The 20077-nt window shown below is 60.5% G+C and carries 13 protein-coding genes; 5 read left to right on the top strand and 8 right to left on the bottom strand.

Translation table 11 applies throughout. The annotated features are described in order from the left end of the window. Positions 1-123 precede the first annotated feature (123 nt). The 3 genes from P5705_RS22630 to P5705_RS22620 all read left to right on the top strand — a co-directional run bounded on the left by P5705_RS22630 (position 124) and on the right by P5705_RS22620 (position 8081). Positions 124-3882 (top strand): hypothetical protein, encoded by a 3759-nt coding sequence (locus P5705_RS22630; RefSeq protein WP_277463089.1) that lies wholly within the window; start codon positions 124-126, stop codon positions 3880-3882. Positions 3883-4893: 1011 nt separating this feature from the next. Next, positions 4894-7221 (top strand): putative bifunctional diguanylate cyclase/phosphodiesterase, encoded by a 2328-nt coding sequence (locus P5705_RS22625; protein ID WP_277463088.1) that lies wholly within the window; start codon positions 4894-4896, stop codon positions 7219-7221. Further along, the gene (locus P5705_RS22620) at positions 7209-8081 is read left to right on the top strand and encodes a phosphate/phosphite/phosphonate ABC transporter substrate-binding protein (protein WP_277463087.1); all 873 of its coding nucleotides are present in this window, start codon (positions 7209-7211) and stop codon (positions 8079-8081) included. Before P5705_RS22625 ends, P5705_RS22620 begins: the two co-directional genes overlap by 13 nt. Before the next feature lie 148 nt (positions 8082-8229). Here the strand turns inward: P5705_RS22620 and P5705_RS22615 are convergent, their stop codons facing one another. After that, positions 8230-9366, bottom strand: a complete 1137-nt coding sequence (locus P5705_RS22615; protein WP_277463086.1) for a glycerate kinase — start codon at positions 9364-9366, stop codon at positions 8230-8232. A 123-nt stretch (positions 9367-9489) separates the two neighbouring features. Continuing rightward, entirely contained in the window at positions 9490-10587 is a 1098-nt protein-coding gene (locus P5705_RS22610) for a sugar diacid recognition domain-containing protein (RefSeq protein ID WP_277463085.1), read from the bottom strand. Between the two features lie 163 nt (positions 10588-10750). Between P5705_RS22610 and P5705_RS22605 the strand changes: the two genes are divergently transcribed. Beyond that, positions 10751-12079 carry an MFS transporter gene (locus P5705_RS22605; RefSeq protein WP_277463084.1) on the top strand — a complete coding sequence of 443 codons (1329 nt, stop codon included), beginning with the start codon at positions 10751-10753 and terminating at the stop codon, positions 12077-12079. Between the two features lie 207 nt (positions 12080-12286). Here the strand turns inward: P5705_RS22605 and P5705_RS22600 are convergent, their stop codons facing one another. The 3 genes from P5705_RS22600 to P5705_RS22590 form a co-directional block, all read right to left on the bottom strand. Further along, positions 12287-13537, bottom strand: a complete 1251-nt coding sequence (locus tag P5705_RS22600; RefSeq protein ID WP_277463083.1) for a pentapeptide repeat-containing protein — start codon at positions 13535-13537, stop codon at positions 12287-12289. A 279-nt stretch (positions 13538-13816) separates the two neighbouring features. Further along, positions 13817-14944 carry a P1 family peptidase gene (locus tag P5705_RS22595; RefSeq protein WP_277463082.1) on the bottom strand — a complete coding sequence of 376 codons (1128 nt, stop codon included), beginning with the start codon at positions 14942-14944 and terminating at the stop codon, positions 13817-13819. 17 nt (positions 14945-14961) lie between these two features. Beyond that, the gene (locus P5705_RS22590) at positions 14962-16326 is read right to left on the bottom strand and encodes an APC family permease (RefSeq protein ID WP_277463081.1); all 1365 of its coding nucleotides are present in this window, start codon (positions 16324-16326) and stop codon (positions 14962-14964) included. Positions 16327-16623: 297 nt separating this feature from the next. On the opposite strand from P5705_RS22590, the gene P5705_RS22585 reads away from it, so the two are divergent. Then, entirely contained in the window at positions 16624-17415 is a 792-nt protein-coding gene (locus P5705_RS22585; protein WP_277463080.1) for a helix-turn-helix transcriptional regulator, read from the top strand. A gap of 70 nt (positions 17416-17485) precedes the next feature. Here P5705_RS22585 and P5705_RS22580 read toward each other — a convergent pair whose 3' ends face one another. From P5705_RS22580 to P5705_RS22570, 3 genes are all read right to left on the bottom strand, one after another. Beyond that, complete coding sequence (locus tag P5705_RS22580; protein WP_277463079.1) at positions 17486-18868, bottom strand: aspartate aminotransferase family protein; 1383 nt, start codon at positions 18866-18868, stop codon at positions 17486-17488. Between the two features lie 22 nt (positions 18869-18890). Further along, positions 18891-19082: a hypothetical protein gene (locus tag P5705_RS22575; RefSeq protein ID WP_431196971.1), complete on the bottom strand. Its 192-nt coding sequence runs from the start codon at positions 19080-19082 to the stop codon at positions 18891-18893. A 67-nt stretch (positions 19083-19149) separates the two neighbouring features. Further along, a complete protein-coding gene (locus P5705_RS22570; protein ID WP_277463077.1) occupies positions 19150-19998 on the bottom strand; it encodes a helix-turn-helix transcriptional regulator in 849 nt (282 codons plus the stop codon). Positions 19999-20077: the final 79 nt, after the last annotated feature.

Genomic DNA, 20077 nt, shown 5'->3' with positions numbered 1-20077 from the left:
GCTGGCGGCGGTGCCTACGACATTACTTTTCGTACACTGCCTAAAAAAAGACGTCTGTTAGTGATGGGGCGCCGATCCGGCACCACTAAACTGGTGAGCCATTTATATATTGGCTCGCCCCTCATGAAGATACTTGAAATAATAACCGGACAGGCCCAGCAGGGCACGCCAGAAGAAAACAATGTTGTCGAACTATTGTGTTCGGCTGCCGCCAGGCCAGGAAAGCTTACTGATACCGTGGCAGGCAAGAGCATTCAATTACAAATTGAAGAAGTATTCTACAACCAGTGTACCGCCAGCATTGAACGACTTCTTAAATGCATCCCCCATGAAGGAGAAATCGCCTCTTTCATAACAAAGTGTGCAATCGAGGCCCTGAGCGCAAGCCACTCCGACTATGCGTTCGCGGCCAATATCAGGACACAGGCTCAATCAATAATCCTCGGCCAAAATCACGCCGACAATACATCAAAAAACCCTGAGTATGCGCGACTTCTGTTGCTCGCAGGTGCAACCCTAGACGATGCGCCTGATACGCTCCCCCCCTTGATTAGATCATTCATTCGGAAGACTGAAAAACAATCTTGTAAACCGCTTTGGTGGGTAGACTCGCCGTCGAAAGAAGGTTGTTTTTCCGTTGCAAGCCTTGAGCGCATCGCCCAAAATTACGAATTCACCGACTATAACGTCAAGGCATATAATGTAGCACGTGACAAGGTGAGCGCTTATCGATGCCATCTCGCGCTGGCGTTGAAAAATTTATATTGGCTCAAAGGCGCCAGCCAGAACGAAGTATTGAAAGCAGTCGAAAAAAACAAAATGGGAGATTACATTAAAGAGGCAGCACTTGGCGAGCACGAGCGAAGTGAGTTGATTGCCCCAGCAGACTATTTTAGCCAACCATCTTTCGAAATCCCGAAGCATGAGCACGTATTAAACAAGTTAATGTCAATGAACGGTCTTGTTTTCAATGGTAAGACCACGCTGTCGCCGCTTGGAATAGCAGCAGTGCTAAAAAACACCGAAACATTAAGCTGGCATGAATACCAGTCTGTGATCCAAGAGCTACCACATAACGAATGGGCCACCAAGGAGACCAACATTAGCGGCAACTTTCCGGACTTACTTCCAAAACACCAAAAGGCGAGTCTAATCCAGGGTGCCGTCAACTTTTTAAACTTTAGCACTTGGTCTCTACCCGCCCCTGCACCTTCCGCAGTCAATATTGAACACCGCAGCGCTAAAACGGGCGAACATAACACGACGTTTAATTCAACGCCTCAACCCAGCTCGCAGAACTTCGCTTCTGAAAGCATGAGCACCTGGTTATCTTGGGGTATTAACGGTGGGTATGACTTGGTCAAATGGGCCGACGGCGCATTGGACAAGGCGATAAAATCCATTATCCCTATAAGTGAAGTTGGCGCGATGCCCGTTACCCACAAGCCTACCGACAACACTGCTCACCGGGTGAGCCCCGAAATTATTCAGGCATGGCTCATGAATAAGCTTCGGCATACAAGTGAAAATAGTGCCAACTCACCATTTCCGCTCAATAAAGACATAGCAAATTCGATTCAGGCAGTATTGGATGGAAAAAAAACACTTGGCTTGCTTGACGATTGGGATGAAGCCGTAGGCATAGATACACCTACCGGCGTAGTTGTAATATCTCTGGACAGTGATTTTATTGGGCTAACCCGGACGCTAAACCTTGTCCCATCATCGACATCCATAGGCGAACAGCTGGCCAGTGTGCTTCCTGCTTGGAGCCAGTCTCTAAGAGATCGGATAAGCCAAGAAATCCAACACCATATTAACGAACCCGAATTCCTTGTAGCAAACATTATTCAAGACATACGAAAAAATGGATCTGCGGGTGAATTTTCGCCCTCGAGCCTACAGGCGATAGAGAAGCACCTTGAAAATTCCGCCAAGACCAATCAAATACTGCTTGAGCTAAGTCCACTCGACTACCTTAAAGAGAAAATTAAAAGCGAAATAGCAGCTTATGAAAAAGCAAACAAGGTAAATCTGAATCTAACACCCGATAGCAACATACTACTCACCACGCATGAAGATGTGCCACTTCCTTATCTGGGAGGCTCGACAAAAAAAACAAACCACCATAACGTGCCGCTAAGTATTTTTTTATCGGGCAGCACAGACTTAATCACGAAATCACTCGCACTTGACTTTGAGTCCGAACACCTTGAGCGATTTGCCATGGGCGCAAGAAAAAAGCTCAGAGAGCTAGGTCAGGAGATGCATCAAAATGTGGAAAAAATCAGAAGCACAACGGCCCTTCGTGCCAACCTGACTAATGCTTATACAGGCAACATCGTCTCGCACTGCCTGCAGTTGCTGAATGAGAGTGGCATAGACACAGAAAGTAAAAACACAATCACTCGCTTTTTGAATGGCGAATTAAAAGCCTCTGTCATAAGCATAAATGGCACCCCTGTTTCCAATGTATTCCTGCTAGGAAAGACATCCAGCCTGACGCTATATAAGCCCTATTACGAAAGGTACGAAAATGTGCCAGAAGGCCTTTTCATATCATTAAACTCAAAGAACACGTATCGCTTTTCGATCAACCGTTCTGGAGATACCAGCCCATCTGGATACCACCACCACCTTGACAATCCAAAATTCAAGGAATTCTTGTGTGAAAACACTTCGACAAGAGATTCTAAAAGTTGCAGCGACAACCTAGGATTACACGCAGCAGAATCAAACCCTCTAGGGAAACGCCGGAAAGCATCAGCGACCATTAGAATAATGCGCCGTTATAAAACCCCGTTGGAATTTAAAGAGATGAGCGGATTACGAGAGCTTGCTGATGCACTCGCTGACAACACCTTGACCAATACGGGCAGCAATATTGACTTTCTGTTTTACTCACAACGCGAACGTAATACCGATCTAGCGCTTGCGATCTTAAAACATATTTTAGCAACAGCTTCTATTCCAACTGGTCTTATATCGATGCTTCCATTTGGTCTGACCGGGACGATCACAGCCGCTGCGGCGAATGGTTTTATTGGCGGCGGCATTATTGGAATAGATACGTATCGATATATACAAGACAAAGGAACGGAGCGCGAAAAGGAAGCACTAGAAGATCTTGTCATGTCCAGCGTGTTTGGTTTGATCAGTGGCTCCGCAGCGCTCAAGCCACTAAAAGCAAAATGGTTGATGTCTATTTATTCCAAGGCAAAATCATCAACTCCAAAAATAATCAAACACCTATCCAAGGCTGCGGAAACCAAAACCAATAAGGCGAGCATCAAACAGCTGAAAACGCCCATAGCCAATACACCAACAAAACATGAACCCATCAGGGAAATCATCTCGTCTCAACCCGAGATCAAACTACCACCTACGCTGAGCAATTACCGATCCGACATCGACAAGATCCCAAGCCTATCTAGGATGGTGAATAACCCAAAGGAAAACTGCTTCAATATTTTGGATGAAACCAAAAAATACATGATTGACAAGGGGATGACCGACATTAGAGTTCGCGGAATGTACATATGGCAGAAGCCCGATGACATAATGCCTTCCAATCACTATGTATTGCTCGGCAAAATGGGCGACATGGAGTACGTTTTTGATTTGACTGCAGGCCAGTTCCCTAAAATCGACGGCCCTTTGGTGCTACCAAAGCTTGCCTGGGAGCGTATCTACCAGCAAACCTGGCCTAGCAAACTTATCAAGTATGGTGATTTTTCTGCGCCGAAGCGCGCGGAAATCGCATTCTCCTCTTCCCTACCAAAGAACCCGGTGGAGTTCATGACGGATACGATAATTTTGGCCAAACCCAACTGGTACCTTAAAGGCACGCCACTAGACTCTGTACGAAAAGTAATGCCGTAGGCACCGTCGCCAGCAAGCTAATGTGAATCATCGCCGCAAAGCTTTTCGCAGCGCCGATCGTGTCCCAGGAAGTGGTGTAACTGAACCAGCCGAAGGCGCCCTACAGGCGAAAGAGGATGGTCATCGTGGTTCTTGGCTAACGTTGAGTTTGCGGACTTAACCTTCACCAGAGAAACCACGATGACCAAGCCCACTATCGCATTGACCCAGCGGGTTGAGAAAGGGGCCGATGCTGATGTGCTCAAGCAAATGATCCACTTCGTTGCCCCGTCAGCGATAATCCACAGGCCAAGCTGTCGGCCGTGATCAACTAAACGGCAAACTCAGTGGCCAGAGCCATGATGAGTTAACCACTTCCTGGGACACGATCCCAGCGCCATGCAGCATAAAAAAACAAGACCAAATATGAAGGCCCGGCCTCCTGACGCGTGAAACAATAAGACGAAGCGCACATGTAAACCCCCAAGCCCAACAGAACCCACAATGGAGGCATCGATGTCCTGTACCCTTTATACAAGGCGCGCCCAATTTCTTTTCAATGGATTACTCAGAAGGCGCGTTGCATCTTGCCATTCAGGCACCTGAATTTGCACTTCACGTCTGTATCGATCTAAACCCCTACCTTCAGCTCCATAACGATCAACATGACGAAGAACTTATACAGCGGCACGATCTGGGTATTGAGCTGCGTAGCCTTTTTACGACGCATCTGTCAATGAAGCATCCGTCCTCGATTTTTTTGCACGGCACCCTGACTGGTGTGGAAGCGGTGATTCGACTGTTAAATTGATTCAAATCTAACGCTTGAAGTACCCCAATCCTCGAACAACAGCAAAAGCTCAGGCTCACCTGTTCGAGGCTTCCAGGCTGAAACCTCGTCACCTCCATAGGTTGAGATCAAACGTGTACCTGATGGCAGGGTGGTCACCCCGCATAAGGCAATCTGCCATCTTAATGACATCTTCCTGTCGTATTTTCTCCAGACAACTTTCGGGCCGGACAGCCAACCCAATGATCCGCCGCTCTCTCTCTTCCGCCGGGCTGTTACCCCTGCTGCTGTTGACGCTGTGCGCTATGACTCTGACTTTCCTCTGGGCCCTGCACGTCAACCAGAAAGCCGCCTCGCGCCGCGACGCCCTGGCTGGCAAGGCGGCCGAGCACCTCAACCTGGCGAGCATCGTCGGCGAAAACCTGCGCCAGCTGGTCGACCGCGCCCAGGCCGTGGGCAGAGTGACCCAGGACGACATGAAAAGCCTGCGCCAAGGCAATTTCAGCCTCGCGCGGCTCCTCGCCGAAGACCCGGCCTTCAAACGCATGAGCCTATATGACCGCCAAGGCCGGCAGCTTTCATCCAGCCACCCCGACGAACCGGCGCAGCTCCCACAGGCCTGGCTCGACCAGCTCAAGACTCACGTCTCGCGCTACGGGTTCAAGGCCTTCCTGCCCCGTGCCCTGCCCCCCGACAGCAACACGGCACTGCCCAGTTGGCGCCTGCCGTTCCTGCTGCCACTGACCGACCTGCCAGGCCATGAGATCGACAACATCCTCGTGGTGCAATTGGACATCGGCTACCTCGCGGTGTTGTTCCAGCACATCGACCTGGGCCGCAGCGGGCTGGTGCGCCTGCTTCAGGACGACGGCCAGGAGCGCCTGCGCATCGACGCCAGCGGCGTGGTGATCGCCGGCCCCACGCTGGTGCCGGGGCTGCCGGGCGACAGCGAAGCATCCGGCCTGCTCACCCAGTACAGCCTCGACGGCCCGTTCCAAAGCCTGTACCGGCGCATCGCCGCACGTGGTTTCAGCGTGGTGGTCAGCCAACGCCATGACGAGATCCTCGCCCCAGCCCTGCTGGCCAGCCACCGCCAGTTCTGGCTCAACCTGAGCATGACCCTGCTGATCCTCGCCAGCCTGGGCTGGGGCCTGCGCCTGCTGCGCAAACGCCACGAAGCGTTTCGTGAGCTGGAGCATGCGCAGTGGGTCAACCAGCAACTGATCGATCGCCTGGAGGACGCCCACCGGCGTAGCAGCCTCGCCGCCGCCACCGATCACCTCAGTGGCCTGCACAACCGCCGCCAATTCGTCGAGGTCGCGACCAAGGCTTTGGCCCAGCAACGTGGAAAACGGCTCTTGATGGCGATCCTGTTCATTGACATGGACCGTTTCAAGTCGATCAACGACTCACTCGGGCACAAGCTCGGCGACCTGTTGTTGCAGGCCGTGGCCGGACGCATCCAGCGCCTGCTGGAGCCCGGTGACGAAGCCTCGCGCTTCGGCGGCGACGAGTTCGTGGTGTTGCTGGCCGGGGAACGCGGCGAAGAGCAGATCGACGCCTGGGTGCGCATGCTGGTGGAGAAACTGTCCGCCACCTACGCCCTGGATGGTCGGGAGGTCAACACCAGCCCCAGCGTCGGCGTGAGCATCTGCCCCCGCGACGGCCAGGACATCGACACACTGATCCGCTGCGCCGACGCAGCCATGTACTCGGCCAAGCAGGCCGGGCGCGCCCAGTACCGCTTCTTCGACCCCTCGTTGAACCTGACCGATATCCAGGCCTTCACTCTGGAGCAGGCGTTCGGCAGTGCCCTGGCCGAGCGCCAGTTCGTGCTTCACTTCCAGCCGCAGGTGCGCCTCGACACCCTGCAGGTACAGGGTTACGAGGCCTTGGTGCGCTGGCAGCACCCAAGTATTGGCTTGCTCTACCCTGATCGGTTCATCGGTGTCGCCGAGCGCAGCGGCTTCATCGTGGAGCTGGGTTGGGAGGTGCTGCGCCTGGCCTGCGAGGAACTGGCGCGCTGGCGCCTGCGCGACCACGGGGCGCGGCTGGCGGTCAATGTCTCGGCCCTGCAGCTGCGCCAGGCCGATTTCAGCGAGCGACTGCTGGCGAAGTTGGCGTACCACGGCATCGCTCCCCAGCGCCTGGAGCTGGAAATCACCGAAACCACCGTGCTCGACCCGCAAGGTTGCGCCATCGAGCACCTGCATTGCCTGCGCGACGCCGGGCTGGGCATCAGCCTCGACGATTTCGGCCGTGGCTACGCGGGCTTTGCCCACCTGCAATCGCTGCCACTGTCCAAACTCAAGATCGACCGTGCGCTGATCGCCCCGCTGAGCAACAGCCATGACGACAGCCCGATCGTGTCCTCGACCATCATCCTGGCCAAGCGCCTGGGCCTGGAAGTGGTGGCCGAAGGGGTCGAGACCCGCGAACAGGTGGTGTGCCTCAAGCTCGCCGGCTGCGACATCGCCCAGGGCTACCATTTCAGCCGGCCGTTGTCGCCCGCCCAGCTGCACGACTACCCGCCGTTCAACAACACCGAGGAGAAGGCATGCGTGTATTGAAGACCCTTGCCGCAGTGGCGCTGGCCAGCTTGCTGGCCGACACCGCGCTGGCCAACTGCAAGCCACACAGCCTGCGGTTGGCGATCATCCCGATCAAGAACGTCGAGGACATGCGGCGCGAGCACCAGCCATTGCTCGAGCGCCTGGGCAAGGCGGCTGGCGTGCCGGTGGAACTGGTGGTCAACAGCTCCTATGAAAGCGTGGTCGATGCCGTCGTTTCCGGTGGCGCGGACATCGCCAGGCTGGGCCCGGCCGCCTACCTGCTCGCCCATCGCCGCGACCCGCGCATCGAGCCTTTCGCCACTTTCACACTCAATGCCGGGCCTTATACACCCGCCGGCAACCATTACCAGGCGCTGTTGCTGACCCGCGCCGAGGGGCCTGTCAACCTCAATGCCGTGAAAGGTTCTCGGGTGGCGTTGAGCGACCCGGCCAGCACCTCGGGCAGCCTGGTGCCCAGTGTCGAGTTCGCCGGCCTTGTAGGTGCGCCGCTGCAGGGTTACTTCAGTTCGCTGGTGTATGCCGGCAATCACGACAAAGCCCTGGACGCGTTGCTCGACGGTCGGGTGGATGCCGCCTTCGTCGCCAGCGAACGGGCCGACGCCTACCTGGCCGAGCACGCCATCGACCCGGCGCGGTTGCGGGTGCTGTGGCGCTCGGCGCCGATCTACTACGACCCCTATGTGTTCAGTGCCAGCCTGTGCCCGGCATTGAAGCAACGCTTGCGCCAGGCGATGCTGGAGGACCCGCAAGGGCTGGCGGGCTTCGTGGCATCACAGGAAGCAACAGGGTTGGTGCCGGTGGGGCACAAGGAGTATGCGGGGCTGGAACGGATCATGGCGCTTTCCAAACGACCTTGATAGCCGATTGAACGGGTCGCGCCACACCTGTAGGAGCCGGCTTTGCCGGCGAAAGGGCCGGCTCATTCAGAACAACACTATCGTCCCCACACAGAACGTGTGGCACCCCTGGCCCGGCTATGCCGGGCATCGCCAGCAAGGCTGGCTCCTACAGGCGGGCCACCTGCCACAACCGCGCCACATCCCCTGCCCGCGCCTTGAGCAGCGCACCGGCCTCGGCGCACGCCTGCTCCAGCGTCATCGGCCCGCTGGCCAGGGCGAACGCGGCATCGATGCCATGGGCATACAACTGCTCGTAACCCGCACCGAGGGTGCCGGCCAGCACCACCACCGGCACACCATGCCGCTTGGCCACCCGCGCCACGCCCAGCGGAGTCTTGCCGCGCAACGTCTGCGCGTCGAAACGGCCCTCGCCGGTGATCACCAGGTCGGCGCCCTGCACCAGGGCATCCAGCCCGGCCAGCTCGGCGACGACCTCCACGCCAGGGCGGAAGCGCGCCCCCATGAAGGCTTTGGCCGCGAACCCCATGCCCCCGGCCGCGCCGCTGCCCGGCTCGTCACGTGCGTCCTTGCCCAGCAAACGGGCGCAGTGATCGGCAAAGTTCGCCAGGGCTTGGTCCAGCGCCTGCACCTGCTCTGGGCTGGCGCCCTTCTGCGGGCCGAAGATCGCCGAAGCGCCGTTGGGGCCGCACAGAGGGTTATCGACATCCGCGGCAACCTCCACCTGCACTTCGGCCAGGCGCGGGTCGAGATCGCTGGCATCTATGCACGCCAACTGCGCCAGGGCCAGGCCGCCTTCTGCCAATGGCTGGCCCTCGGCGTCGAACAGGCGCAGGCCCAGCGCCCGCAACATGCCGCTGCCACCGTCGTTGGTGGCGCTGCCGCCAATCGCCAGGACGATCCGCCGAGCCCCCGCCGCCAACGCTGCGGCGATCAGTTCGCCGGTGCCCCAGGTGCTGCTGCGGCAGGCATCGCGTTGGGCGCTGGGCACCCGCTGGATGCCGCTGGCCTGGGCCATCTCGATCACCGCCGTGCGACTGTCGGGCAACCAACCCCAGGCGGCCTCGACTGATTCGCCCAAGGGGCCACGCACCACCTGGCGACGCTGCTCACCGTGGCAGGCCGCGACGATGGCCTCCATCGTGCCTTCGCCGCCATCGGCCATCGGACACTCGACGAGCTCAGCCTGCGGCCAGACCTCGGCCAGGCCGCTGCCAATGGCCTGGGCGACACCGGCAGCGTCGAGGCTGTCCTTGAACGAATCGGGGGCGATGACGATTTTCATGGGGATCTCCTGTCCTGATACCGCGCATGCTGACAGGTGCGCGACACAGCGGCCTCGGTCGAATGCACAAAACAGCAGGCGGGTTGTTTGGGCGGTTGCCTGCTTTCTCCTATCAAGGGTGGGTCATTCCGCCGGCAATAGTTGCAGCCCCAGATACAGGCTCAGCATGCCTTCGAGCCGCAACGGGTCTACTTCCCCCAGCTCGGCAACACGTTCCAGCCGATAACGCAGGCTGTTGCGATGAATCCCCAGGGCATCGGCACAGGCTTGGCTCTGGCCATCATGCGCACACCAGGCGCGCAATGTGGCCAGTAACTGGCCGCTGACATCCTTGGCGCGGATCCGCTGCAACGGCTCCAATAGTTCATCGAGGGCATCGTCGTTGCGGTGACGCCAAAGCAACGCGGGCAAGCGGTAGCGCGCCAACGAGAGCAGACACTCGTGGGGCACCACCTCACGGCCGTAGGCCAGCAGGTCACGCACACGCCGGTAACCCCGGCGCAGTTGCTCCAGGCTCTGCGCCAGGCTCCCCAAAGCCAGGCGCTCCACCTCCCAACCATGACGCCGCAGCCGTTCGATCAGGCGCGCCTCGTCGAGCACCACGCCTGCCGGGCGGCACCACAGCAACGACTGCCGCGCCGGGCTGACGCACCAGCTGTCCGGGTAGCGGCTCATCAGCCACGCCGACAATGCCTCGGCCGGTGGCCCCGCGTGCAGTTCGAACAGGCAGGGAATGCGTGGCAGGTTGGGCTTGAGCCCCAGTTGCTGGGCTTCATCGACCAGCCGCGGCGAGTCGCCGCTGCCGCCCAGGAGCAAGGCCAGCAGGTCGTCGCAACGCTGGCGCCGCCATTGCTGCTCCACCTGCAGGTAGCGCTGGGCCAAGAGCATTTCGGCGGTCATGCGCACCAGTTCGCCATAGGTGCGCAACTGCTGCGGATCACCGGTCAGGCCCAGCACGCCAATCAACCGGCCATCGAGCATCAACGGCAGGTTCACGCCGGGCTGCACGCCCTTGAGGCACTTGGCGGCCTCCACGTCGAGCTCGACGATCCTGCCGTTGGCCAGCACCAGCTGGGCGCCTTCGTGACGGGTGTTGATGCGCCCGGGCTCGCCACTGCCGAGGATCAGCCCCTGGCTGTCCATCACGTTGACGTTGCACGGCAGGATGGCCATCGCCCGGTCGACGATGTCCTGGGCCAGGTCGTGGTCCAGCTCGAACATGCAGGGTTCCTTGCAGTGACGGGTTTTGGTCGGCGGCACAGCAGCCCGCGCCCCACGCTGTGCGAAAGCACAAAGACAGCCGCGCTACACTCCCCGAGACTCTTCGAGGCGAGCGCCGGAACAGGCGACGCGGTGCACAACCATAACAAAAGAGACCCCGATCATGGCACACAGCCCCGCCCTTGACCAAGGCACCGAGATCACCCGCGACGCGCTGTACCGGCGTGTCACCCTGCGGCTGATCCCGTTCATTTTCATCTGCTACCTGTTCAACTACCTGGACCGCGTCAACGTCGGCTTCGCCAAGTTGCAGATGCTCGACGCCCTGAAGTTCAGCGAAACGGTGTACGGCCTGGGGGCCGGCATCTTCTTCATCGGCTACGTGCTCTGCGGCCTGCCCAGCAACCTGGCGCTGAACCGCTTCGGGCCGCGACGCTGGATCGCATTGATGATGATCGCCTGGGGCAGCCTGTCCACCTGCCTGCTGTTCGTCACCACGCCCACCGAGTTCTACACCTTGCGCCTGCTCACCGGCGCCGCCGAGGCTGGCTTCTTCCCCGGCGTGGTGTTGTACCTCTCGCGCTGGTTCCCGGCCGACCGCCGTGGCCGGATCATGGCGCTGTTCATGTCGGCGATCCCGGTTTCCGGGCTTCTGGGCGGGCCGTTCTCCGGCTGGATCCTCGACCACTTCGCCGCCGGCCAGCACGGCCTGGCCGGCTGGCAGTGGATGTTCCTGATCCAGGGCCTGCCCACCGTGGTGCTGGGCGCGCTGGCGATCGTGCTGCTCAGCGACGGCTACCAGAAGGCCGCCTGGCTGAGCCCAGCCGAACGCAGGATGATCGAGGCCGATCTCAAGGCCGACGCCGCGAGCAAGCCCGCCACCAGCGGCGACAGCGTGCTCGCGGTATTGACCAACCCGCTGATCTGGACCTTCGGTTTCGTCTACTTCTGCATCCAGAGCGGCGTCTACGCGATCAACTTCTGGCTGCCGTCGATCATCAAGAACATGGGCTTCGACAACCCGCTGCTGATCGGCTGGTTGAGCGCCATTCCGTACCTGCTGGCCGGGGTGTTCATGATCGTCGTCGGCCGCTCGGCGGACCTACGCAACGAGCGCCGCTGGCACCTTGTGGTGCCAATGCTGATGGGTGCTCTGGGCCTGCTGATCGCGGTGAACTTTGCGGCCAACCCGACCATCGCCATTCTCGGTCTGTCGATCGCCACCATGGGTGCGCTGACCGGCCTGCCGATGTTCTGGCCGATGCCCACCGCGCTGCTCAGCGCCGGTACCGCCGTGGCGGGGCTGGCGATCATCAACTCGGTGGGGCAGATGGCAGGCTTCCTCAGCCCGTACCTGGTGGGGTTTATCAAGGACCAGACCGGCTCGACCGATGCGGCGCTGTATGCGCTGGCGGGGTTGATCGTGGTGGGTAGCCTGGTGGCACTGCGGGTTTCGCGTGCAGACAGCGCCTTGCTTGCCCGCGCCCGCTAGTGTCCTGCCCCCCATGCCTCGAGCCTTTGCATGAGGGGGCGCACCACACCTGTCCATGTAAGCGCCGTCTATGCTTTACCCCGACGCAACACCTACAAGCATTGGGCAAGTCCAACTATATGACGCTCACCTCCCGTATCAACGCCATGGCCGTGCCATCTAGCGCAGGTGAGGCGACGTATCATTTGCGGCAACTCAAGAGGATGCTCAAGAGACTTTGCTCAGATTCGAGACCCTTTGACAATCAGCAGCCAGCAGGCCGGGTGCATGTTGCCTGTTAATGACACCTTTCATATCAAGATCACGAAGAATCACATGATCCCCAGCAGTTCTCTTTACATCCAAACCATCAACACGGCAATTCTCGATTGTTAGATACTGCAAATTTGCCTCAATCATCTTAGTACCGCCCAGATCAACATTCGTCAACCGAGCACTGAACAATTGGGATTTTTCAAAGTTGACAGAGCTCATGTCGGAGCTCACAACTGAGGCATTCGTCAGCCTCGACTGACTCAGGTCAGCACCCTTGAATTTTGAGTTGGACACCTCGGCCTCCGTGAAGTCAATCTCGGTCATTTTGGCGTCTTCGAACACGACGGAGTTTACGACGCACCGTTGAAACTTCGCCTGATGCAGCTGGGCACCGGTAAAATTAGTCTCTAACGGCTTGCTATTACTAAAGTCTGCTCGCGACAGGTCGGCGTCCACAAAAACAGCGCATTTCAGTATTGCTTCTTTAAACGAGGCGCCAGGTGCAACGACTCCATTAAAATTCGCGCTACCGAGGTCTGCCCTATCCAGCGTTGCGTTAACCAGTCGGGTAACCGGCGCCCCGGAACGATCAACGCTGAAATCAGCATACTGCAAGTTGGCGTTAATGAAAACCGCGCTGTCCAAGACTGCGGAGCAAAACTTAGCGCTGGAAACATTGGCACCCGTAAAGTCAGCACCGTATAGATTAGCACCGTTGAACTTCGAACTTTCAAGTTTAGCGCCACCAAACTTGGCGCCTTCAAGATTTGCACCACTGAAATCCACACCCTCGAGGTTTTTATCACGCAAGTCAATTTCCCGCAGGTCAGCACCCGACAAATTGATGCCAGCCAGCGAACAGCCCTCAGGAATCTCAAACGTTACAGGGCCGCCTTCGAGGGCTATCTTGAACTCTATCAGACGTTCCTCATTAAGTGCCTTTTTGAAACGTTCACGAAACGGTTCGCTCGCCAAGGCTTTCAGGTCCTCAAACGCCTTGCATCTTGGCTCAGGCTCTGCATCATTTATCACATGAAAAAGCAATCGACATGCGTCATCCTTTTTTGTATTGCAGAACCAATCGACCATCACTCGCCAGGCTCGATCGAACAGGTTTCCAATGTGATTCTCATCTTTCGCGCCCTTTACCAGGGCAATATCGTTGGCAGAAAAATCTTTAAAGGATGCGGCGCTTATAGGCATATCAAGGATCCGGCAGGGGTCAGGTTGAAAAAGTGACCGAAATCCCTACACCCGTCTTTATTCAACGGGTGTGTTTTTTTATGTAGTAGCGGGTGGTTCATACGCACGTCCTGTTGGCTGGAATCGTCAATGCACTACATGAAATTCGTTCTTCGACCCACACCTCCGTCAAAGCATCGCCGCCAACGCCGTTGGCGTGATGACCCACGCCATGGACCCACGGCAATGCACGTTTGCGCGCGGGGTTGCTCACCAGCACGTCCGGTTCGCAAAGGTCTGCTATGGGTGTCGAGTCAGCGTCGCATTCGCTTTCCACCCCGTACCATGCAAGGCCTCCAGTAACCTATCCGCGTCCAACCCCGGCACCATCACCCCGCCTTTGCCCACCATCGTGCGCCCTGCCAGCAAGGCATTGACGATGGCCTCCTCCACCGCCTCCGCCGCCGCCAGGAACACCGCCGAGATGTGGTCGTTGTTGAGCATGCGCACCTGCGAGCACTGCGCCAGTGCCTGGCGTGCGTAATCGGCTGGCGGCAGTTCCTGGTTGCCGGTGGAGAACGCCAGGAAGATATCGCCACTGGAATCCTCGGTACCGCCACCGGTGCGGGCGATACCGATCGACGCCCGCTGGGCCAGGCGCTGGCACTGGTGCGGCAGCAGCGGCGCATCGGTGGCGATCACCACCACGATCGAGCCCATGCCCGGCGTGCCGGTGCGTTGCTCGGTAAACGGCGAGGGCAAATGCTCAAGCTGGCGACCTACCGGGTAGCCATCCACCCGCAACTCCCGGCGCTGGCCATGGTTGGCCTGGACCAGGGCACCGACGGTCCACCCCCCCTGCCCATCCGCCAGGCGCCGCGAAGCCGTGCCGATGCCGCCCTTGAACTCATGGCAGATCATCCCCGTGCCACCGCCCACCGGCCCTTCCGCCACCGGCCCCGAGGTGGCGGTGTCCAGCGCCTGGCGCACCTGTGCCGGCGTCACATGCTGGCCCCAGATGTCGTTGAGCACGCCATCGAAGGTTTCCATCACCACCGGCATGCACCAGTACACGGCATCATCCGGCAAGCGCTCGCGCTCGGCGGCGATCAGCGCGTCGCGCACCACGCCAACGCTGTGGGTGTTGGTGATGGCGATCGGCGTGGTCAGCAGGCCGGCCTCGCGGATCCACTCAAGCCCCGTGGCGTCGCCATTGCCGTTGAGCACATGGCAGCCGGCGAAGCACGGCTGCAGGCGCGCCGCGCTGGCGCGGGGCTCGATGAGGGTCACCCCGGTGCGAATCGGCGCCGGGCGTTGTTCGTCGATCAGGGTGCTGTGGCCAACCCGCACCCCCGGTACATCGGTAATGGCATTGAACGGGCCCGGGGTGCCGTGGCCGAGGGTGATGCCCAGTTGACGCGCACGCATGTCTGCTCCTTGGATGTTCACAGTTTCTGGAAGGTCGGGCTCAGCCGACCGTGGGTGCTGTAGAGGGTGACCGACACCGCCAGCAACCCGAGGATGATCAACAGTTCACGCCAGGACGCCTCGCCCAGCAGGGTCACCAGCAACCAGCCGGCGCCGCTGACCGCCAGCAGCGCGGGCAACGGCCACAGCGGCATGCGGTAAGGGTGGTCGCGGTCGCGGCGCAGCACCCGGCTGCACAGGGCGCAGGCGGCGACCACCAGGTAGATCAGCAGCAACAGCAGCACGGTGAACGTGGTCAGTTCCTCGAGGCTGCCAGACAGGCTCAGCAACGCCGAGGGGACCGCCAGGAACAGCGTAGCCAGCCACGGCGACTCCCAGCGTGGATGGATCACGGTGAAGGCGCGGTTCAGGCCCGGTGTCCAGATCGCGTCGCGGCCGCTGCTGTACACCACCCGCCCGACCTGGATGACGATGGCGACGATGGCGTTGAACACCGAGAGGAAGATCCCGGCGCTGACCAGGCGCGCCAGGGTGGCGTTGCCATGGGCGGTGAGCAGGTAGCCGATCGGGTCGCCGCTGGCCAGCATCGCTTGCAGCGACGGTGCGCCGATCAGCAAGGCAGCCAGCGGGATCACTTCGATCGCCACCACCACCACAAGCGACCACAGCACCGCGCGGTGCACGGTTCGCCCTCGATCCTTCATGTCCTCGGCCAACAGCACCGCGCCGCCATAGCCGTTGAAGGCGAACAAGGCCATGCCCACCGCGCCGAGCACCAGCGCCCAGGGGGCGGCCACCAGTGCGCCCTGCTCCAGCACCTGCGGCTGCAGCAGGCTGGTGGCGGGCTGGCTGGCGTTGCCGAAGCCCAGCACCACGATCACCAGTAGCGCGGCGACCTCGCAGATCAGGAACAACCCGGTGATCCAGGCATTGAGGCGGATATTGAGGATCCCCAACGCGTAGCTGGCCACCACGATCACCAGCGCCACGGTCTGGGTGTCGAAACGGGTGCCCAGGGCGTTGTTCAGGTAGGTCGCTGCGCCTGCGGCCAGCACGGGTGGGATGAACAGCAACGAGGCCAGCACGGTAAGGAACGTGGCGTAGCCGGCCAAGCCACCGAACACGCGCTTGGCATAGACGTACTCGCCGCCCGCGGTGCTGTGGGCACGCCCCAGCTCGGCGTAGCACCAGGCGAACATCAACGCCAGGGCCGCGGCCATGATGAAGGACAGGAAGGCACCGCTGCCGGCCTGCTGGATGGCGAACGGAGCGATGACGAACACGGAACTGGCCGGGGTCACCCCCGACACGGTGATGGCGACCACATCGAACACGCCCAGGCGCGGCTTGAGCGCACTGGCGGGAGCTTCGCTGGAGCTCATGGCGTTTTTCCTCTGAATTGTTATTGGTGGTGAGGGGAAAACCCGGTCGCGCGGCCGCTGGACCTGGCTGGACTGTAGGCCGAGGTGGCACTGGGGCCAATTACCTAAAGGGGGTACGCCCCTTGACGGAAGACAAGAAACATCCCAAGACTGGGCATGGCCACTGTAGGAGCGGCTTCAGCCGCGAAGCGGGCAGTACGGTGGATGGCACCGGCTTCTCCGGTGTTCGCGGCTGAAGCCGCTCCTACAGGCGTGTGCCATGTCGACATAGACCGCGAATATCAGCAACGGGGCCACATGCTCAACCTGTTCACCGAAACCAGCGCCCACGCAGGCTTGGCCCGCACCATCGAGCAGATCGGCCAGCCACGCTTCTGGCGCCAGTTGATCCTGCTGGTGCAGCAGTGGCTGCCGTTCGACAACGCCCTGGCAATGCTCTACCCCCGCGAAGGGCTGCCCCGGGCGTTGGAAATCCACGATGCCCAGGGCGAAGGCAACCCCCAAGCCATGGCCCTGTACCTGAGCGGGCTTTACCAGCTCGACCCGTTCTACCAGGCGTGCCAGGAGCGCATCGGCGATGGCCTGCACCGCCTCGAAGAGGTGGCACCGGACCAGTTCCGCCAGAGCGAGTACTACCTCAAGTATTTCCACGACCATGTGCTGGAGGACGAGGTGCAGTTCATCCTGCAACTGGGCGATGCCGGGGCGCTGTCACTGTCGCTGGGGGCGCGTGAACGGTTCGACACGGCGCGCCAGGGGCTGTTGGCGATGATCTGCCCCTGGGTGCTGGCATTGATGGGGCAGCACTGGCAGCGCCAGGGCCAGCGCCCGGCCCCGGCCATGGCCAGCCAGGTGCGCGATGCCATGAGCGTGTTCGGGGCCAAGGTATTGTCGGAACGCGAGCTGGAGATTGCCCGGCTGGTCCTGCGGGGGTATTCGTCGAAGGCCATGGCCGAGCGGCTGGCGATTTCACCAGAGACGGTCAAGGTGCACAGGCGGCACTTGTACGCCAAGCTGGATATCTCATCACAGCCGGAGCTGTTTTCGCTGTTCCTGCAATCGTTGGGGCATGATCCGCAGGACCCGTGAAGTTCGCCGGCAAAGCAGCTCCTGCAGGAGCCAGCTTCGCTGGCGAACCGCCCTCGACCTCTTCCCTGAATCAGCGCCTCCCCACCAACCGCGCCGTCCGGTCCACGGCGATCCGGGTCTTCTCCACCAACTCGTCCAGCTCCGAACGACTGGCCACCAGCGCGGGTGCCATGATCATCCGCCCCAGGGTCGAGCGAATGATCACCCCTTCCTCGAACCCAAACGTGCGGCACTGCCAGGCCAGGTCGTTCTCGTTGGCAAAACGCCCGCGCGTGGCCTTGTCCTCGACGAACTGCAACGCCGCCACCAACCCCGCGCCCTGCACTTCTCCGATCAATGGATGATCGCCGAACACCTCACGCAAGATGCGCTGCAGGTAGGGCCCGGTATCGTCCTTGACCTGGCGCACGATCCCTTCGTCACGCAACGCCTTGAGGTTGGCGATGGCCACCGCCGCCGCCACCGGGTGGCCGGAATAGGTCAAGCCGTGGGCGAACACCCCGCCCCGCTCCACCAGCGCCTCGGCGATGCGCTTGCTCAGCACCAGGCCGCCCATGGGCACGTAGCCGCTGGTCAGGCCCTTGGCGATGGACAGGGTGTCCGGCTCGAAGCCGAAGTGCTGGTGGGCGAACCATTCGCCGGTGCGCCCGAAGCCGCCGATCACCTCGTCGGCGCACAGCAGCACGTCGTACTGGCGGCAGATGCGCTGGATCTCGGGCCAGTAGCTTTCGGGTGGGAAGATCATGCCACCGGCGCCCTGGAACGGCTCGGCGATGAAGCCGGCGACATTCTCGGCGCCCAGTTCGAGGATCTTCTCCTCCAGTTGCAGCGCGCAACGGCGGCCGAACTCGGCCGGTGTCAGTGCACCGCCCTCGGCGAACCAGTACGGCTCGTCGATGTGCGCGACGTCCGGAATCAGCCCACCCATCTCGTGCATGAACTTCATGCCGCCCAGCGCCGTGGCCGCCAGGGTCGAGCCGTGGTAACCGTTCCAGCGGCCGATCATGATTTTCTTCTGCGCCTGCCCGACCACCTGCCAGTAGCGGCGCACGGTACGGATCAGCACCTCGTTGGCCTCGGAGCCGGAGTTGGTGTAGATCGCGTGGCTGTAGTGCCCCGGCAGCAGGCTGAACAGCAGCTCGGAGAGCTCGATCACCGCCGGGTGGGTGGTGTGGAAGAACAGGTTGTAGTAGGCCAGCTGGTCCATCTGCGCGACGGCGGCGGCGGTCAGGTCCTTGCGGCCGTAGCCGAGCTGGGTGCACCACAGGCCGGACATGCCGTCCAGGTAGCGGCGGCCATCGTTGTCCCACAGGTACAGGCCTTCACCTCGGGTGATGACCCTTGGGCCCTCGGCATTGAGCGCCTTCTGGTCGAGGAAGGCGTGGATGTGGTGGGCGGCATCGCTGGCCTGGTAATCGCGGGTTTCGCGCTTGGGCGAGACAGGTGCGTTCATGGTTGTTCTCCTAGGGTGAAGATCAGCGCAGCTCGATCCAGGTGATCTTGAGCTGGGTGTACTTGTCGAGCTCGCTGTCGGAGCAGGCGGCGACGTCGGCCACGCACTGGTTGGTCGCCGGGTCGATGGCCGCGACCGGGCGCCCGTCGATCAACGCGGTGGTGATGAAGCGTTGCCGTGCAGCGCGCTGCTGCCAATCGCTTTTCGTATGCACGCAGGTCTCCCCTCCGGCCACGCATGGGCCGGTGATTGTCGTTATCCGGATGAGGTGAAGCGGTGGTTCAGCGCCGTCGCAGGTAGCTTTCCAGCGGGTCCTTGCTCAGGCCTTCCTGGGCCTGGGCCAGCGAGGCGATGAACAGTGAGAACAGCTCGGCCTGGGTGGCGATGTCGAGCTTGGCGTAGAGGTTCTTGCGGTGGGTCTTGACGGTGTCTTCGCTGATGCCCAGGCGCTCGGCCAGTGAACGCGTGGAATGGCCGCGCAGCAGGTGCTGGGCGATATGGCACTCACGCTCGGTGAGCAGTGTCGAACCGAAATTGTTCAGCGCCGCGTTGATCTGCCGCCCCAGCGCGCTCTCGAAGCGCCCGCCCTGAGCTTCGGCGTCCAGGTGCCGCCAGTGCCGGCGCACCACCGCCGCCACCCAAGGGGCGATGCACTTGAGCTCGGCCACCTGGCGACTGGCCAGGCGCCGCGTGCTGCCCAGGGCCACGGCGATGGACAGTTGCTCATCCAGCGGCACCAGGTAGTTGAGTTCATCTTCCAGGTGAGCATGGCGATAGAACGCGGTGTAGTACTCGCTGCGCGTGAAGTGGTCGGGCGCGACATCGCTCAAGCGATAGCAGCCTGCAGCCACGCCGTCCATGCAGGCGCGGTAGAACGGGCACAGCAGGTAGTAGCCTTCCAGGTACTTCTGCACATTGCCCTCGGGCAGCCAGGGGCCGTCCTCGTCCTTGGCGAACAGCGCCGACGGCAGGCCCTTGCGCGGATAGAGGAACACCGTGATCGCCTGGCACGGCGCCAACCGGTTGAGCGCGGCGAACAGCGCCTCGACGAAACCGGGCGTGCCGATGGCATCGACCACGCAGGCCATGCGGGCGTACCAGTCAGGTGAATTCAGCTGGGCGTTGCTCATTATTGTCGTCCCCGCCAGGGTGAGTGCTGGGCGGGATTGTTTCATGGGGACGCAGGAGCGGCTATCACCCTTCGGAGTG

It is taken from the genome of Pseudomonas entomophila, from assembly GCF_029478665.1.
In the GTDB taxonomy this organism is placed as follows: Bacteria; Pseudomonadota; Gammaproteobacteria; order Pseudomonadales; family Pseudomonadaceae; genus Aquipseudomonas; species Aquipseudomonas entomophila_F.
The sequence above is the reverse complement of the archived record's forward strand: the minus strand, read 5'-3'. Positions and strand labels throughout refer to the sequence as shown.

Excerpts from the sequence above, each read along its gene's own strand:
- P5705_RS22630 (WP_277463089.1), top strand. The coding sequence starts at position 124 with ATGAAGATACTTGAAATAATAACCGGACAGGCCCAGCAGGGCACGCCA.
- P5705_RS22625 (WP_277463088.1), top strand. The coding sequence starts at position 4,894 with ATGATCCGCCGCTCTCTCTCTTCCGCCGGGCTGTTACCCCTGCTGCTG.
- P5705_RS22620 (WP_277463087.1), top strand. The coding sequence starts at position 7,209 with ATGCGTGTATTGAAGACCCTTGCCGCAGTGGCGCTGGCCAGCTTGCTG.
- P5705_RS22615 (WP_277463086.1), bottom strand. The coding sequence starts at position 9,366 with ATGAAAATCGTCATCGCCCCCGATTCGTTCAAGGACAGCCTCGACGCT.
- P5705_RS22610 (WP_277463085.1), bottom strand. The coding sequence starts at position 10,587 with ATGTTCGAGCTGGACCACGACCTGGCCCAGGACATCGTCGACCGGGCG.
- P5705_RS22605 (WP_277463084.1), top strand. The coding sequence starts at position 10,751 with ATGGCACACAGCCCCGCCCTTGACCAAGGCACCGAGATCACCCGCGAC.
- P5705_RS22600 (WP_277463083.1), bottom strand. The coding sequence starts at position 13,537 with ATGCCTATAAGCGCCGCATCCTTTAAAGATTTTTCTGCCAACGATATT.
- P5705_RS22595 (WP_277463082.1), bottom strand. The coding sequence starts at position 14,944 with ATGCGTGCGCGTCAACTGGGCATCACCCTCGGCCACGGCACCCCGGGC.
- P5705_RS22590 (WP_277463081.1), bottom strand. The coding sequence starts at position 16,326 with ATGAGCTCCAGCGAAGCTCCCGCCAGTGCGCTCAAGCCGCGCCTGGGC.
- P5705_RS22585 (WP_277463080.1), top strand. The coding sequence starts at position 16,624 with ATGCTCAACCTGTTCACCGAAACCAGCGCCCACGCAGGCTTGGCCCGC.
- P5705_RS22580 (WP_277463079.1), bottom strand. The coding sequence starts at position 18,868 with ATGAACGCACCTGTCTCGCCCAAGCGCGAAACCCGCGATTACCAGGCC.
- P5705_RS22570 (WP_277463077.1), bottom strand. The coding sequence starts at position 19,998 with ATGAGCAACGCCCAGCTGAATTCACCTGACTGGTACGCCCGCATGGCC.